Below are 16,618 nucleotides of genomic sequence, written 5' to 3' on the forward strand. Positions count from 1 at the left end.
GACCTAAAACATCAACCCAAGTATTAGTATCTTTCACATAAGCGTATGTATTAAATCCGCCCGCCAGCCCAATCGGGTCAGAAGAAATATATATCCCCATTTCAGGCGAGTAGTATCTGAACTTATTATATCGATATAATGAACTTATAATATGCTGTTTCCAGACAAGTTCCTCAATATTGAAAATTATTAGATCACTCTCCAATAAAAATTCCCTTTATTTTAGTATAATTCTCAATAGAATCAACTAAAATAAAGGGAATTTTAATATTTTAAGTACGCCGATTACAAGGACTACTAAATTTCTATCCTACCAAACTTTACTTGTAATCAGCTCATAAACATACTTATTTTCAACAATCTAATAATCTGAAACTACCGATTCCAGTTTTATATCAAAGACCAAAACAGAATATCCGGGCATACCATCCCGGTCACTAGTTCCATATCCCATATCCCAAGGTAAATAAACAGTCCATCTCTCTCCTGTCCTCATCCTCTGCAATGTTTCGATCCATCCATCCACTGGTATAATATGAGGAGGATTAGACATTGAAATAGGATTCACCCAGAATTCTGTTGGAGAATCAAAGTCCCCAGGATCTTTTCCGGTAAAGTTCTGATCAAACACCTCACCTGTATAATAAGATCCACGATAATACGCTGATACAACATTCGGTATTACAGGACGTCTCCCCTCGTCATTTTTCACCGTTCTCTTATAGAAAATCTTCATTCCCGGATCCGTAAAAGGTACAAAGAATTCCAATTCAGGATCAGTTTTTGCATCATACACCTGCTGCAAAGAATCTAAAAAGGCCTCGTTACGCGCCCGCCAATTGGCAAACTTTCCCTCTTCTTCGGTTTCGCTACAAGAAACAAAAGCCAAAGCCAGTAATACTAAGGAGAATAAATAGATTTTTTTACTCATTCGTTAATGGTTTATTGTAAAGTTTTCAATAATGAGGTGATGCTCACTCTGTCTGCAATGATATTGTTCAGTTCAGAGATAGCTACACGCTCTTGCTGCATGGTGTCGCGATTACGCAATGTCACGCAGTTATCTTCTAATGTCTGATGATCCACTGTTACGCAGAACGGAGTACCGATGGCATCCTGACGACGATAACGCTTGCCGATACTGTCTTTTTCGTCATATTGGCAGTGGAAATGGAACTTCAGAGCATCGATGATCTCACGGGCCTTTTCAGGCAGACCGTCTTTCTTGATCAACGGCATAACAGCCAGTTTCACCGGAGCAAGGGCAGCAGGCAATTTCAGCACAACACGGCTTTCTCCGTTTTCCAGTTGCTCTTCGCAATAAGCAGCGCTCATGATGCTCAGGAACATACGGTCTACACCGATAGAAGTTTCAATCACATACGGAGTGTATGATTCATTCAATTCAGGATCAAAGTATTTGATGCTCTTGCCGGAGAATTTCTCATGCTGAGACAAGTCGAAGTTTGTACGGGAGTGGATACCTTCCACTTCTTTGAAACCGAATGGCATCAGGAACTCGATATCTGTTGCAGCATTAGCATAGTGAGCCAATTTATCGTGGTCGTGATAGCGGTAGCTGGCATCACCGAAGCCCAGCGCTTTATGCCATTTCAGACGAATCTCCTTCCATTTCTTGAACCAATCCAGTTCCGTTCCCGGTTTTACAAAGAACTGCATCTCCATCTGTTCGAACTCACGCATACGGAAGATGAACTGACGGGCAACAATCTCATTACGGAAAGCCTTACCAATCTGGGCAATACCGAAAGGTACTTTCATACGACCGGTTTTCTGCACATTCAGATAGTTTACAAAGATACCCTGTGCCGTTTCCGGACGAAGATAAATCTTCATGGCACCATCTGAAGTCGATCCCATTTCCGTAGAGAACATCAGGTTGAACTGACGGACTTCCGTCCAGTTCTTAGTACCGGAAATAGGACATACGATCTCTTCATCAACAATAATCTGACGAAGTTCATCCAAATTATTATCATTCAGTGCTTTTGAGAAACGAGTGTGAAGTGCATCACGCTTAGCCTGATGTTCCAACACACGTCCGTTGGTAGAACGGAATTGAGCCTCATCGAATGAGTCACCAAACTTCTTGGCAGCTTTTGCTACTTCTTTATTGATTTTATCGTCATACTTTGCCAACTGATCTTCGATCAATACGTCAGCACGATAACGTTTTTTAGAATCTTTATTGTCAATCAAAGGGTCATTGAATGCGTCCACGTGTCCGGAAGCCTTCCAGATGGTAGGGTGCATAAAGATGGCAGAGTCGATACCGACAATGTTTTCGTGCAACAGCACCATGCTGTCCCACCAATATTTTTTAATGTTGTTTTTCAATTCAACGCCCATCTGACCGTAGTCATATACTGCGCCTAGTCCGTCGTAGATATCGCTTGAAGGAAATACGAAGCCGTACTCTTTACAGTGCGATACAAGTTTCTTAAAAACGTCTTCTTGTGCCATTTTCTTTTCTATATCTATTAATTTGAATTACCTTTTTTCGTAAAAAGTGCCACAAAGATAGGCATTTATCTCATAAATAAGACAGGGAGGGTATTAATTTATCTTATTCTTCTGTTTGTTCCTGCTCCTGATCTGCTTTCTTCATCTCTTTAGTCAACATACTTTCGGGCATATAATATTTAAAAGGGATGCGCATACACTTTGTTTTCTTCATGCGGTCACGGAGTACGCTGTTTGCCACAAAATAAACGCGGGATACCGATACTTGTCCCGGTGTCACTTGTTCGGGACGTTCAAAGCCAGGACTGGTCAGAGCCGTTTGGAATGTACCCAGCCCATCAATCGTCACAGACTGTCCCATAGAAAGCAAATAGCGGATGGCATCCGCTACTTCCACCAATATGCCTTCAACCTGACCACGGTGGAAACCTCCCCGCAGCTCCACCACTTGGGCTAGTTCTTTGTTCTGTACTCCGCCTCTATCCTGTATTTTACTTGGTACACCATACCATAACTCTTTTCTTTCTCCGGACGTCAAGTCCGCTTTCTTTCTTACTACATAAGGGATTGCCATGTCTTATACTCCTTTCTTGTTTCGTTTATATTTTCATTCTGTACGACACCCGGGTGTCAGCACGTATGACACCCGGATGTCAGACATCACAACACCCGGGTGTCGTACAGCACGAGCCCCGGGTGTCATACATATCTTCTTCGCAACAAAGTTAGACTATTATAGAAAGAAAACAAACTAATATTTATATATTTGTTTCCATAAACTTTAATATACCCGCACACACTATGATAAAAATACTACTGCTGATCGATTATTCCAGTGAATTTGACAGAAAATTGCTCCGCGGACTTGTACAATATTCCAAAGAAAACGGACCTTGGCTTTTCTATCGGCTTCCATCCTATTACAGCGGCATGTATGGAGAAAAAGGTATTCTCAAATGGGCAAAAGAATGGAAAGCTGACGCCATCATCGGACAATGGAACAATGACACCGTCAATCTACTGAAAGAACTGAATATTCCGATTGTATTGCAGAATTATCACCATAGAAGCACTACTTACTCCAATCTGACGGGCGACTACAAAGGAACGGGCAGAATGGCCGCCCAATTCTTCGCCAAGCGGATGTTCCACAACTTTGCTTATTTCGGCATAAACGGAGTTGTCTGGTCTGACGAACGTTGCGAAGGCTTCCGTCAGGAAGTTAAACGGATAGGCGGCAACTTTTATTGTTTCGAATCCGATAAGCATGAAGACGAAATCAGAATAGAAGTAAGCCAATGGCTGCAAGAGCTTCCTAAACCCATAGCGTTGTTCTGCTGCGACGACTCACACGCACTATTCATTTCGGAAACCTGCAAGATAAGTAACATACACATACCGGAAGAAATCTCCCTGTTAGGAGTCGACAATGATGACTTGATCTGCAATATTTCCGATCCTCCCATCTCCTCCATAGAACTGGAAGTAGAAAGAGGAGGATATTCCATAGGCAGGCTCATTCATCAACAAATCAAAAAGGAACATGAAGGGACCTTCAATATCGTCATCAACCCTATCCGCATAGAATTGCGGCAATCCACAGAAAAGCATAATATAAAGGACCCTTACATTCTCGAAGTTGTAAAATACATAGAGAGTCATTACAATTCCGACCTGACCATAGAGTCTTTGTTGGCACAGATTCCGCTCTCACGCAGAAATTTTGAAGTGAAATTCAAAAATGCGATGCATACTTCCATCTATCAGTATATCTTAAACTGCCGGGTCAACCATCTGGCCGATTTACTTCTTACTACAGATCGTTCATTGGCAGACATTGCAACGGAAGCCGGATTTAAAGACTATAATAATATCTCCCGGATTTTCAAAAAGTTCAAAGGATGTTCCCCTTTGGAATATCGGGAGAAAAAAATCACGAACAGATAAAAAATAAATTATTCGTTTTTCGAATATAGCTTTTCGTTTTTAGTACCGGAGGCATTACTAAAGTGGCATATCTTTGTTCGGTAAATGTTAACTCTTAAAGTCAATCAACAACTTATGGAGCAAAAGAAAATCGTGCTATTCATCCTGATCGTTCATCTGGCAGCATTTCTAGCAGGATGCAGCGGAAACAAAAATAGCGGAAACAATGACTCCTCTGATCTATGGAATAAGTTATCGAGCTACTTCCGCCCGCCCGCAGAATACGAAAATGTATATGGGAATTTTCGCTCTCCTTTATTATATTATAATGGGGATACAGTCAGAACCGTTGAAGACTGGCAAAGACGACGAACTGAAATCAAGGACAGATGGATGAGCCTGTTAGGACAATGGCCGCCTGTCATTACCGGACAAACATTTGAAATTCTGGATACTCTCCACCGTGAAAACTTCATGCAATACCGTGTCCGCTTCTACTGGACTCCCAACGAACAGACTGAAGGTTATTTGCTGGTTCCGGACAAAGAAGGCAAAAAGCCTGCCGTTATCACTACATTTTATGAACCCGAAACGGCTATCGGATTGGGTGGAAAACCTTATAGAGACTTTGCATATCAATTGACGAAAAGAGGATTTGTCACATTATCAATAGGAACAACGAAGACCACAGAGAATCAGACATATTCCATTTATTACCCCACCATTGAAAATGCAACTCTCCAACCACTTTCAGCATTAGCTTATGCAGCCGCAAATGCATGGGAAGTATTAGCCAAAGTACAGGACGTCGATTCTACAAGAATAGGCATCACAGGGCATTCTTATGGTGGGAAGTGGGCAATGTTTGCCTCATGCCTATACGAAAAGTTCGCTTGTGCGGCATGGGGAGACCCCGGAATTGTATTCGACGAAACAAAAGAGGGATATATCAATTACTGGGAACCCTGGTATTTGGGATATTATCCGCCACCATGGGAAAATACATGGAGTAAAAATGGGCATGATTATGCTAAAGGCATTTATCCGAAGCTCCGCAAAGAAGGATATGATTTGCATGAATTGCATACGCTGATGGCACCTCGCCCATTTCTTGTTTCCGGAGGATACTCTGACGGAACAGACCGGTGGATAGCGCTAAACCATACAATAGCGGTCAACCGGCTCTTAGGATACCGTAATAATGTCGCGATGAGCAACAGAGTCAATCATGACCCAACCCCTGAATCAAACGAAATTATATATGATTTTTTTAAATGGTACTTGCATTCAGCAAATAAATCTACCAAAGAGTAGAAAGATGCGTTTTTTGAATACACTTTTTCGTTTTTTTGCGCAAAAAATCAACTCTGGATGCCTAACTTTGTTCTATCAATTCATCCAAGTAACCTAAATTACTTGACTAAAATGATTAGCCTATGAAAAATATACACTAGAAAACATAAAATGCCCCATCTGCGAATGGGGCAATATTAATGCCATATTAATAAAACTAATCATAAATTATCGCCCAATTAATAAATAACACAATAATAAATTCATAATTAATAAATTAAAAGTGCTAGCTCAAAGGAATTAATAAAGCTAGCAGATGATTCCGAGTTAGTAATAAATATTAAACTATTAAAAATTCAATAGGTTAAATATATACTAAAAAGAGTAGAAACTAAAAAAAGTAAACTATGGAAGCGAATAATCGCAGAGATTTCTTAAAGAACGCCGCATTAGCGGGAGCCTCCGCCCTAATGGCTCCCACACTACTGGCCGCTGAAGGCAAAGATGGAAGTGAATTCGTTCTCTCTCCGAGCAAAAGGACGGACAGCAAATTAATTGTACCGAAGAATAATGGTCTGAAAATCACAGGCACTTTTCTAGATGAAATATCTCACGATATTCCACACCAGAACTGGGGAGAAAAAGAATGGGATCTCGACTTTCAGCACATGAAAAGGATTGGTATCGATACCGTTATTATGATCCGTTCCGGATATCGCAAGTTCATCACTTATCCGTCCAAATATCTATTAGGAAAAGGATGCTATATGCCTTCCGTGGATTTAGTAGATATGTACTTACGACTGGCTGAAAAATATAACATGAAGTTTTATTTTGGGCTGTATGACACCGGTCATTATTGGGATACACGTGATATGTCGTGGGAAGTGGAATATAATAAATATGTGATTGACGAAGTATGGAATACTTACGGTGAAAAGTATAAGAGTTTCGGAGGCTGGTATATTAGCACGGAAATCAGCCGCAATACCAAAGGAGCTATCGGTGCATTTCATACCATGGGTAAACAATGCAAAGATGTATCGAATGGCCTCCCTACTTTTATATCCCCTTGGATTGATGGTAAAAAGGCAGTCATGGGAACCGGAAAAATGACAAGGGAGGATGCTGTATCCGTAGAACAACATGAGAGAGAATGGAATGAAATTTTTGATGGTATACACGATGTAGTAGACGCTTGTGCTTTTCAAGACGGACACATTGACTACGACGAACTGGATGCTTTTTTCACTGTGAACAAGAAACTGGCAGACAAATACGGAATGCAATGTTGGACAAACGCGGAAACATTCGACCGCGATATGCCCATCCGGTTCCTGCCGATCAAATTCGACAAACTCCGCATGAAACTGGAAGCGGCAAAACGTGCCGGATATGATAAAGCAATCACTTTTGAGTTTTCTCACTTTTTAAGTCCGCAATCAGCTTATCTGCAGGCAGGACATTTATATGACAGATACAGAGAATACTTTGAAATCAAATAAACTATATGAAAACAACAATTAATCTGGGTTATATCATATTCCTTTCAGTCGTTGCTGCTTTAGGAGGCTTTCTGTTCGGTTATGACACAGCTGTCATATCCGGCACAATAGCTCAGGTGACACATCTGTTTCAGTTGGACACCTTGCAACAAGGATGGTATGTAGGATGCGCATTGATCGGATCGATTGTCGGTGTTCTCTTTTCCGGAATATTGAGCGACAGCATCGGACGTAAAAGAACAATGATACTTTCTGCCATTCTGTTTTCTACATCAGCAATCGGCTGTGCTTTTTGCATTGACTTTAACCAGTTAGTTGTTTATAGAATCATAGGTGGCATCGGAATTGGTGTTGTTTCTATTGTATCTCCTCTTTACATTTCCGAAGTTTCCGTCGCACAATTCAGAGGCAGGATGGTCTCCCTGTATCAACTGGCCGTAACTGTCGGTTTTCTAGGAGCTTATCTTGTCAACTACCAGTTATTGGCATATTCAGAGAGTGGAAACCACTTACCTATCGCCTGGTTAGAAAAAATAGTAGTTACAGAAGTGTGGAGAGGTATGTTAGGCATGGAGACATTACCAGCCATAATATTCTTTATTATTATCTTTTTCATACCCGAAAGCCCCAGATGGCTGATAGTAAAAGGACAAGAAAGGAAAGCCACTTATATTCTGGAAAAGATCTACAATTCATTTAAAGAGGCTGATTTCCAGCTAAACGAGACAAAATCCGTCCTTGTTTCCGAGACCCGTTCAGAATGGTCTATCCTTCTGAAACCAGGTATTCTGAAAGCAGTCATTATCGGTGTATGTATTGCTATTCTGGGACAGTTCATGGGGGTTAATGCAGTTCTTTACTACGGGCCTTCCATTTTTGAGAATGCCGGTCTTTCAGGAGGGGATTCTCTGTTCTATCAGGTTCTTGTAGGACTTGTGAATACACTGACCACTATCCTGGCACTTCTCATCATTGACAAAGTAGGACGCAAGAAACTGATATATTATGGGGTATCCGGAATGGTCGTTTCATTGATACTCATTGGCAGTTATTTCCTCTTCGGAAATGCCTGGAATATTTCCAGCCTGTTTCTGTTAGCCTTCTTTCTGTGTTATGTTTTTTGTTGCGCCATTTCCATTTGCGCTGTGATATTCGTACTTCTCTCTGAGATGTACCCTACCAAAATACGCGGATTAGCAATGTCCATTGCCGGATTCGCTCTTTGGATCGGTACCTATCTGATCGGACAGCTAACCCCCTGGATGCTCCAGAATCTTACTCCAGCCGGAACATTCTTCCTGTTCGCCATCATGTGTGTACCGTATATGCTCATTGTCTGGAAACTCGTACCGGAAACTACCGGAAAGTCTCTGGAGGAGATTGAAAGATACTGGACCCGTTCGGAACGGTAAAATAGACCTTATTAAATAAAAAACTAACAATTATGGATTTAAAAAAATTAGCAAACCAATACAAAGACGAACTACTGAATAATGTTCTTCCATTCTGGTTAGAGCATTCTCAGGATCACGAATTCGGTGGCTATTTCACTTGTCTGGATCGTGAAGGCAACGTATTCGATACAGATAAATTTATTTGGCTGCAAGGACGCGAAGTTTGGTTATTCTCAATGCTTTACAATAAAGTTGAGAAAAAACAGGAATGGCTGGATTGCGCTATTCAAGGCAGTGAATTTCTAAAGAAATACGGACATGATGGAAACTATCATTGGTATTTTTCTTTGGATCGGGCAGGTAATCCTCTGGTAGAACCATACAACATCTTTTCCTATACATTTGCTACAATGGCTTTCGGGCAACTCAGTCTGGCTACAGGCAATCAGGAATATGCTGACATTGCAAAGAAAACGTTCGATATTATTCTCTCAAAGGCAGATAATCCGAAAGGTAAATGGAACAAAATCCATCCGGGCACACGTAATCTGAAAAATTTCGCCCTCCCGATGATCCTTTGTAATCTGGCACTTGAAATAGAACACTTGTTGGACAAAGAGTATCTGGAAAAAACAATAGAGACTTGTATCCATGAAGTGATGGAAGTATTCTATCGCCCGGAGCTAGGAGGAATTATTGTTGAAAACATAGGAGTGGACGGCAATCTCGTAGACTGTTTTGAAGGACGGCAAGTGACTCCCGGACACGACATCGAAGCGATGTGGTTTATCATGGATTTAGGAAAACGCCTGAATCGCCCTGATCTAATCGAAAAGGCAAAAAATGTAACCTTGACGATGATTAACTACGGATGGGACAAAGAATATGGTGGCATCTACTATTTTATGGACCGCAAAGGTTGCCCTCCCCAACAACTGGAATGGGACCAAAAACTTTGGTGGGTACACATTGAAACACTTATTTCCCTACTAAAAGGTTACCAATTGACAGGTGACAAACAATGTATGGAGTGGTTCGAGAAAATACATGAGTATGTATGGACGCACTTCAAAGATGCTCAATATCCTGAATGGTTCGGTTACTTAAACCGCCAGGGAGAAGTACTTCTGCCACTTAAAGGAGGCAAATGGAAAGGCTGTTTCCATGTCCCCAGGGGCTTATATCAATGCTGGAAAGTACTAGAAGAATTACAATAAATCTAATACCCAAAAACTTTTTTATTAACCAATTAAATTTTATCTTATGATGGAACAATGCTTTAAGCAAAAAAGTAGTTTCCGAACAATCAGAATCATACTATTCTCATTGTCGATGCTTTTTGCGTATGCCACAAATGGCTATGCCCAGAACATGGTTAGGGGAGTCGTCACAGACGTGACCGGTGATCCGTTGCCAGGAGTCAGCGTCGTTGTCAAAGGTACGACCACAGGTACCACTACCGATATTGACGGTAGATACTCTATCAATGCATCCAACACTGCCACTCTTGAATTCTCATACATCGGTATGAACAAACAAGAGATAAAAGTGAACGGACGCAGTACGATCAACATCATCTTAAAAGAAGATGTCGCTAATTTGGACGAAGTTGTAGTAGTAGGTTATGGAACACAAAAGAAAGCTCACTTAACCGGATCTGTAGCCACGGTATCTCAAAAAGATATGTTGAAAACAACTGCCAGTAATATGTCACAAACATTAGTCGGTAAGTTGCCCGGCCTTATTACCCAACAATCACTCGGACAACCAGGATCGGATGATGTTTCCATATTAATCCGTGGTTATTCTTCATTCAGCGGTTCAGGTACGGTACTTGTTTTAGTTGATGGAGTAGAACGAGCTATGGGACAAGTAGACCCGAATGACGTGGAGTCTGTTACCATCCTAAAAGACGCTGCATCTTGTGCCGTTTATGGTATGAAGGCAGCCAACGGAGTTGTGCTGGTAACAACCAAACATGGGCAAGAAGGTAAAACAGATATCACCTACAGAGGCAGTATGACTCTATCGCACGCTACCACTCTGCCTAAAATGATGAACGGAACCCAATATATGCAATGGTATAATCTGGCTCGCAAACTAGACAATAATGGCGTAGATAATCCATATTTTACCGACGAAGAAATTGCGGCAACTTATAACGGAGACCCTACCGATGGATTTGAAAATACAGACTGGACCTCCGACTTATATAAGACTACCCTTATGCACCAACACAATCTGTCTATAAACGGAGGCAGCAATAAGGTCAGATATTTCATCAGCGGCGGCTATTTACATCAAGATGGTATTATTAAAGGCAACAAAAACGAACGCAGCAATTTCCGTTCAAATATTGATGTACAAGCGACCAAAGACATTAAAGTGTCACTAAATACCGCAGCATTAATCAAAGATTATTATCAGCCGGGAGGATACTCTTATGGCAATCAACAAGCCTATAGTATTTTCCATCAGTTGCTTTACTCTATACCTTTTGTTCCGAAAGAGTATGAAGGTTATCCTACTTCGGCATACCGAGGCGCAACCAGCGCAGCCAATCCGATCTATGGATCTGCAAATTCAGGATTCCAGGAATCTCGCAGAGTCAGAATAGAAAGTTCCGCAAATGTCGAATATACAGCCCCATTCCTGAAAGGTTTGAAAGCAAATATGTTCATCAGTTGGGACTGGCAAGACCTGGCAAGTAAAACATTTGCTTATGCATATTCTGTCAATGCCTATGATTCTTCCACCAAAAGCTACAGCTATGTACAAAGTGCAAATCTGCTGGCAGATGGTAACCTATATCAGGGTGACCAAAAATCACAACAAGTAATATTACGTCCGACTATTTCATATAACAACAAATTCGGACTTCATGATGTAGGAGCCCTTTTCCTCTACGAACAAACTCAGGTAAAAAGCTCTGCACTGAATGCTAGTCGTACGGATTACGACTTATTCGATTTACCCGAAATATCTTTGGGAGATGCCCAAACTGCAACTAATAGCGGTTCTTCTGGGAAAAGTGCTTACGCCGCTTATGTAGGTCGTCTAAATTATGCCTACGCCAATAAATACCTGGCCGAAGCATCTTTCCGTTACGACGGTTCTTATAAGTTTGCCAAAGGACACCGTTGGGGATTCTTCCCTTCAGTTTCTTTAGGATGGGTGATGTCGGAAGAAGACTTTTTCAAAGACGCACTTCCTAAAATAGACTATTTTAAACTCAGAGGTTCGTTTGGTATTCTAGGTAGCGACAACGTTAGTGCTTTCTTGTACAGAAAATCCTACTCTTATACTAATAATGGAGTAGTATTTGGCAGTACACCTAACACTCAAGGAACACTTAGCAACACAGTAGCTTATCCAAATGAACGACTGACTTGGGAAAAAACAAAATCATATAACTTAGGTTTCGATCTTAGTGCCTGGAACGGTTTGTTGGGAGTTGAGTTTGATGTATTCTACAAATATACATACGACATTCTTCAAAGTGTTAGTAATATCTATCCTCCTTCTTTAGGTGGACACTACCCAAGTTCTGAAAATACAGGAACATTTGATAACCGCGGATTTGAAATTGCACTGAAACATCGCAATCGTATAGGAGAATTCAGTTATAGTTTGAATGGCAACTTATCTTACGCTCATAACCGTATCTTAAGCAGAACACAGGCGGATAACACATTACCCTGGCAAAGTGTTCTCGGATCATCAGTCGGTGAATTATGGGGATTAAAAGCATTAGGGTTGTATCAGAGTGAAGAAGAGATTGCTAATTCACCTCAAGTATCATGGAATACACCACGAGTAGGAGACATTAAATATGCCGATATTAACGGCGATGGAAAGATCGATTCCAACGACCGAATCAAAATATCACGTGGCATCCGCCCGGAAATGATGTTTGCACTAATGGCTGACGCTAATTACAAAGGCTTCGATTTATCTGTTCAGTTTCAAGGAGCGGCACTTTGTGATAAAATGCTTCAATACTCATGGCAAGACTTAAATGGCGCAACAGATATGACCCCTATGACAAGACCCTGGTATGCAAATTGGGACAACGCTCCTCTTTATCTGGTAGAAAACAGTTGGCGACCCGATCATACAAATGCGGAATATCCTCGTCTGACTGTCAGCAGTGTATCTCATTCAAACAATGCCCAACAATCGGATTTCTGGAAAAGAAATGGTGCGTATTTACGTTTGAAGAACGTGACTTTAGGATATACGCTTCCTAAAGCCTGGACCAACAAGATGGGATTGTCAAACATCAGAGTTTATGCTAACGGGACTAACCTACTGACATTTACCGATTTCAAGTATATCGATCCAGAAAGTACAAATGTAGCAACAGGATATTATCCACAACAACGTACATTCAGTTTTGGTATAGATGTTAGATTTTAAAACAAATAGTTAATATGAAAAATATAAAAAAATACATTATAGGCATAGCAGCTAGCATTTGCTTGACACAATGTGATGTACTGGACGTAGATCCTACTGGCTGGTACAGCGAGAATGTAGCATATTCCTCACTGGAAAATGTAGACCTTTACGTCAAAGGGCTATATAGCGTGCTATATGATAATGCTACTATCAATATAGATTCTTACTGCTTAATGGACGATGGAGCTACAGATCTGTTAAAATACTCTTGGTATGGAGTGAACGGAGGTGCCATGAATAAATTCTTTTATCAGACGAATTATGTCACCGAAACGAGCAACTTCCGCTCCAACTGGAGTGGTATGTATACCCGTATCCGTCAACTCAACGAATATTTCTATGACCGAAGCAAAGGTTATGGAGATAACTTAGATCAGGATGAAATGAAAAAGCGTACAGCAGAGGTTCGTTTCTTACGTGCATTTGCTTACCAGGAACTGGTGCTCCGTCATGGCGGAGTTATCCTGCGTACTGATGAAGATTATGTAGACGGACCTGACGAAAGAGCTAAAGCACGTTCATCTGAATCAGATTGCTGGGATTTCATTATCAACGAATACACCCAGGCAGTACAAGACCTTCCGGAAAACTGGACAGGTACCAATGTGGGGCGTATTACCAAAGGAGCCGCTTACGGAATGAAAGCACGTGCGGCCCTTTATGCTAAACGCTGGGGGGATGCGATAGATGCCTGCAATGAAGTATTAAAATTGAATTACAGTTTATTGCAAGGAACGACTGCCAATGATTACTACAAAATATTCACCTCAGTCAATAATAGTGAGCTAATCCTTCCGGTTTACTTCCAACAGGGAAAGAACGCCAAGCAACATTCTTTTGACATCTACGTGTGTCCACCATACGACTGGAAAGCAGCCGGTGTTACAGAAGGAAGTGTAGGTGCGGCAGTCACTCCATCTGATGAATACGCTTCCTCTTTCGATATCAAAGTAAACGGTAGCTACCAATCTTTTGACTGGAGTAATCTCAGTTCCTACAACAATGCTCCATTTACCAATCGCGAACCACGTTTTTACGCCTCCATTCTTTATAATGGAGCAACATGGAAAGGACGTACTCTCCAGTTGTATGTAGATGGAAATGACGGATATATGGATTTTGCTACAACCGGACAAGATAATGTGCACAAATCAACAACAGGTTATCTGATTCGTAAGTTCGCTTCTGATGATACCAATATCAACTTTAGCAGCATTTTGAGTGGACAATACTGGATAGAAATGCGTTTAGCTGAAATTTACTTGATTCGTTCGGAAGCATATGCACGACAAAACGAGTTTGGAAAAGCCTATGCTGATCTGAAAACGATCCGTGACCGCGTCGGACTGCCGGAACTCGCCCAACAAAATAATTGGAGTGATTATCTGGAAGATCTGTCTAAAGAACGTATTTGTGAACTTGGAATGGAAGGACACCGATATTTCGACCTGATCCGTTGGGGAATCGCCGTAAGAACACTTGATCATAAACGTCTGCACGGCGTTAAGATAACACAGGCCGGTGGCAGTTTCAGTTACGCACGAGTAGAATGCGATACACAAGACCGTTTATTCCCTGAAAAATATACAATTTTCCCTATTCCATACACAGAACTTCAAGATAACACACTCTGTGAACAAAATGAACTGTGGAAATAATAATTATTTAATAAGAGAAAAATTATGAAAATAAAATATCTATTCACCGGGGTACTAATATCAATGCTAGCCTTCATGAGCTGCGAGGACCCTGACGATCTGGCAAGGACAGGCAGCGAAAATGTTACAGGACTAACCATAACCGGATGCTTAGCTTCTGATGAAAGTACCACATATAGTGCTATCGTAGACGAGGCAAGTAATACAATTACCATACAAGTTCCTTATTATATTTCAGATACGGAAAAAATACAAGGTGACCTGACACAAATGAAAGTTTCAGCCAGCCTGCCTGTAGGAGCAAAATTCTCCCCCAGCATTTCCGGCATTCGTGATCTGGTCAGTGGTTTCCAATCAACATTAGTCAAAGAAGATGGAAGCAAAATTACTTATACATTTAAGGCTGCTTATGTGAAATCAAAATTAGCCAGTATTAGTAAAGTAGAACTGACAGACTATTCACGTGCAACAATACGTATCGTCGAACCTGAGAGTACGGGTGGTACAGGAAAAATCATCATCTATAAAACCTCTTCAGCTATTGATGCAGCCTTGAAGTCTGCGGCATTAACAGTCTCTCCATGGGCTACTATCGAATCATCATCATTGGATCCGGCAACCGGCATTATAGATTTAAGTAACCAACCGACTATAACCGTTATTGCACAAAATGGAACAGACAAAACAGTCTATCAGACTAGTCTGGAACTCCCGGATCTATTACCTCAGGGAGTGGGCTATACAGCTTCATTATTTGGTTTCCAAATCTATACAGATGACACACATGGATTTGAGGTTGGAGCGAACCGTACAATGGCTGTTATTGACGACTATCTAATTATCAGTAATAGCACTGATTACAATAAAATGATTGTAATGGATCGTTATAACGGCAAAGTACTTGATGTAAAAGTCAACACTACAGGTATTGATGCAGGCCGCTCCATCCATGCTATTACCAGTGATGATGCTGGACATTTAGTAGCTATGGCATACACTAGTACTTTAGACGCCAATGTTACCGACCCAAACGTACGTGCCTGGGTTTGGCCTAACGGCATCGAGAATGCACCTAAGAGCATCGTTTATGCAAATATTAATGGGAGTACATTCGCCAATGCTCCTGTAGGCATTAATGGAGTCAAAAAACTAGAGCTTGGACGCACAATCTGCGTCAAAGGTGATCTGACTTCAGGGGATGCAATTATTGCCACATCAACCAAAAATGTACCACGTGCGGTTTTCCTTATGTTCAAAGATGGTGCAATGCAAGGCAACGCTTATGTAGAATGGGGCGGAGGAGCATCAGTCTCCATGTGGAACGCAACTAAAGTCATTCCATTGACAAATACTTCTCCACTAGGATATATTTGGGCCAGTGCCAACTTCCGGCAAGCAATTAATTACACTCCTATAGGCACAGGCGCACGCGCCATAGATTTCTCACTTCCAACATCACATTGGTGGTCCGGTAGCGCTACATATGATAAGAATGTCCGGGGAATAGGATATGTTGAATTTAACGGTACATGTTTGTTAGGCGTTCAAAATGGTCTGTCAAGCAATGGGGTTTGGTCCCACCGCCTATATGTATCCAACATCACGAATAATCCCGGAACTTCAGCAATGGCTAATGGCTTTATCTTCGATTCACGTGAAGGAAGTACAACAGGAACAGGCAGTATCCCCGGAACGGGGTATGCGGTAACTGGTATGACATCTTCAGCCTCGTTCGTTTCTGGCAAACAGGTACTTGGTACCAACGTTGATGAAACAGGAGATGTTGTATTCGGTCGAAGTGCTGATGGCAATGCCGTTCAGGTCTATATGTTGACTACGGATCAGGGACTATTTGCTTATGAAATTACCAGATTCAATTTATAAATGAAAATTTAAA

Annotated in this window: 11 protein-coding genes and 1 pseudogene; 8 read left to right on the forward strand and 4 right to left on the reverse strand. The window is 41.3% G+C overall.

The features are described from left to right. The 4 genes and pseudogenes from NBH01_RS26805 to NBH01_RS17785 form a co-directional block, all read right to left on the reverse strand. Nucleotides 1-130, reverse strand: a pseudogene (locus NBH01_RS26805) (RHS repeat-associated core domain-containing protein); the annotation flags it as partial. Between the two features lie 231 nt (nt 131-361). Continuing rightward, nucleotides 362-931 (reverse strand): BamJ family beta-barrel-assembly machinery protein, encoded by a 570-nt coding sequence (bamJ, locus tag NBH01_RS17775; protein WP_048696309.1) that lies wholly within the window; start codon nt 929-931, stop codon nt 362-364. Nucleotides 932-942: 11 nt separating this feature from the next. Then, a complete protein-coding gene (locus tag NBH01_RS17780) occupies nt 943-2,484 on the reverse strand; it encodes a glycine--tRNA ligase (protein WP_055220605.1) in 1,542 nt (513 codons plus the stop codon). 103 nt (nt 2,485-2,587) lie between these two features. Then, nucleotides 2,588-3,058 carry an HU family DNA-binding protein gene (locus tag NBH01_RS17785; protein WP_061473620.1) on the reverse strand — a complete coding sequence of 157 codons (471 nt, stop codon included), beginning with the start codon at nt 3,056-3,058 and terminating at the stop codon, nt 2,588-2,590. A gap of 227 nt (nt 3,059-3,285) precedes the next feature. Between NBH01_RS17785 and NBH01_RS17790 the strand changes: the two genes are divergently transcribed. The 8 genes from NBH01_RS17790 to NBH01_RS17825 all read left to right on the forward strand — a co-directional run bounded on the left by NBH01_RS17790 (nt 3,286) and on the right by NBH01_RS17825 (nt 16,605). After that, nucleotides 3,286-4,431, forward strand: coding sequence for an AraC family transcriptional regulator (locus NBH01_RS17790; RefSeq protein ID WP_008767092.1), 1,146 nt, complete (start codon nt 3,286-3,288; stop codon nt 4,429-4,431). Nucleotides 4,432-4,545: 114 nt separating this feature from the next. After that, nucleotides 4,546-5,724 (forward strand): prolyl oligopeptidase family serine peptidase, encoded by a 1,179-nt coding sequence (locus NBH01_RS17795; protein WP_048696311.1) that lies wholly within the window; start codon nt 4,546-4,548, stop codon nt 5,722-5,724. 386 nt (nt 5,725-6,110) lie between these two features. Beyond that, nucleotides 6,111-7,208 (forward strand): DUF4434 domain-containing protein, encoded by a 1,098-nt coding sequence (locus tag NBH01_RS17800; protein WP_250700205.1) that lies wholly within the window; start codon nt 6,111-6,113, stop codon nt 7,206-7,208. A gap of 5 nt (nt 7,209-7,213) precedes the next feature. Then, complete coding sequence (locus tag NBH01_RS17805; RefSeq protein WP_008767094.1) at nt 7,214-8,620, forward strand: sugar porter family MFS transporter; 1,407 nt, start codon at nt 7,214-7,216, stop codon at nt 8,618-8,620. A gap of 32 nt (nt 8,621-8,652) precedes the next feature. Continuing rightward, nucleotides 8,653-9,819, forward strand: coding sequence for a n-acyl-d-glucosamine 2-epimerase (locus NBH01_RS17810; protein ID WP_011108906.1), 1,167 nt, complete (start codon nt 8,653-8,655; stop codon nt 9,817-9,819). A 49-nt stretch (nt 9,820-9,868) separates the two neighbouring features. Beyond that, nucleotides 9,869-13,021 (forward strand): SusC/RagA family TonB-linked outer membrane protein, encoded by a 3,153-nt coding sequence (locus tag NBH01_RS17815; RefSeq protein ID WP_008767096.1) that lies wholly within the window; start codon nt 9,869-9,871, stop codon nt 13,019-13,021. A 14-nt stretch (nt 13,022-13,035) separates the two neighbouring features. After that, the gene (locus NBH01_RS17820) at nt 13,036-14,721 is read left to right on the forward strand and encodes a RagB/SusD family nutrient uptake outer membrane protein (protein ID WP_008762551.1); all 1,686 of its coding nucleotides are present in this window, start codon (nt 13,036-13,038) and stop codon (nt 14,719-14,721) included. A gap of 75 nt (nt 14,722-14,796) precedes the next feature. Then, nucleotides 14,797-16,605, forward strand: coding sequence for a DUF5018 domain-containing protein (locus NBH01_RS17825; protein WP_229032744.1), 1,809 nt, complete (start codon nt 14,797-14,799; stop codon nt 16,603-16,605). Nucleotides 16,606-16,618 lie beyond the last annotated feature (13 nt).

The sequence above is a fragment of the Bacteroides sp. B1-V-101 genome (assembly GCF_023656585.1).
Classification (GTDB): domain Bacteria; phylum Bacteroidota; class Bacteroidia; order Bacteroidales; family Bacteroidaceae; genus Bacteroides; species Bacteroides thetaiotaomicron.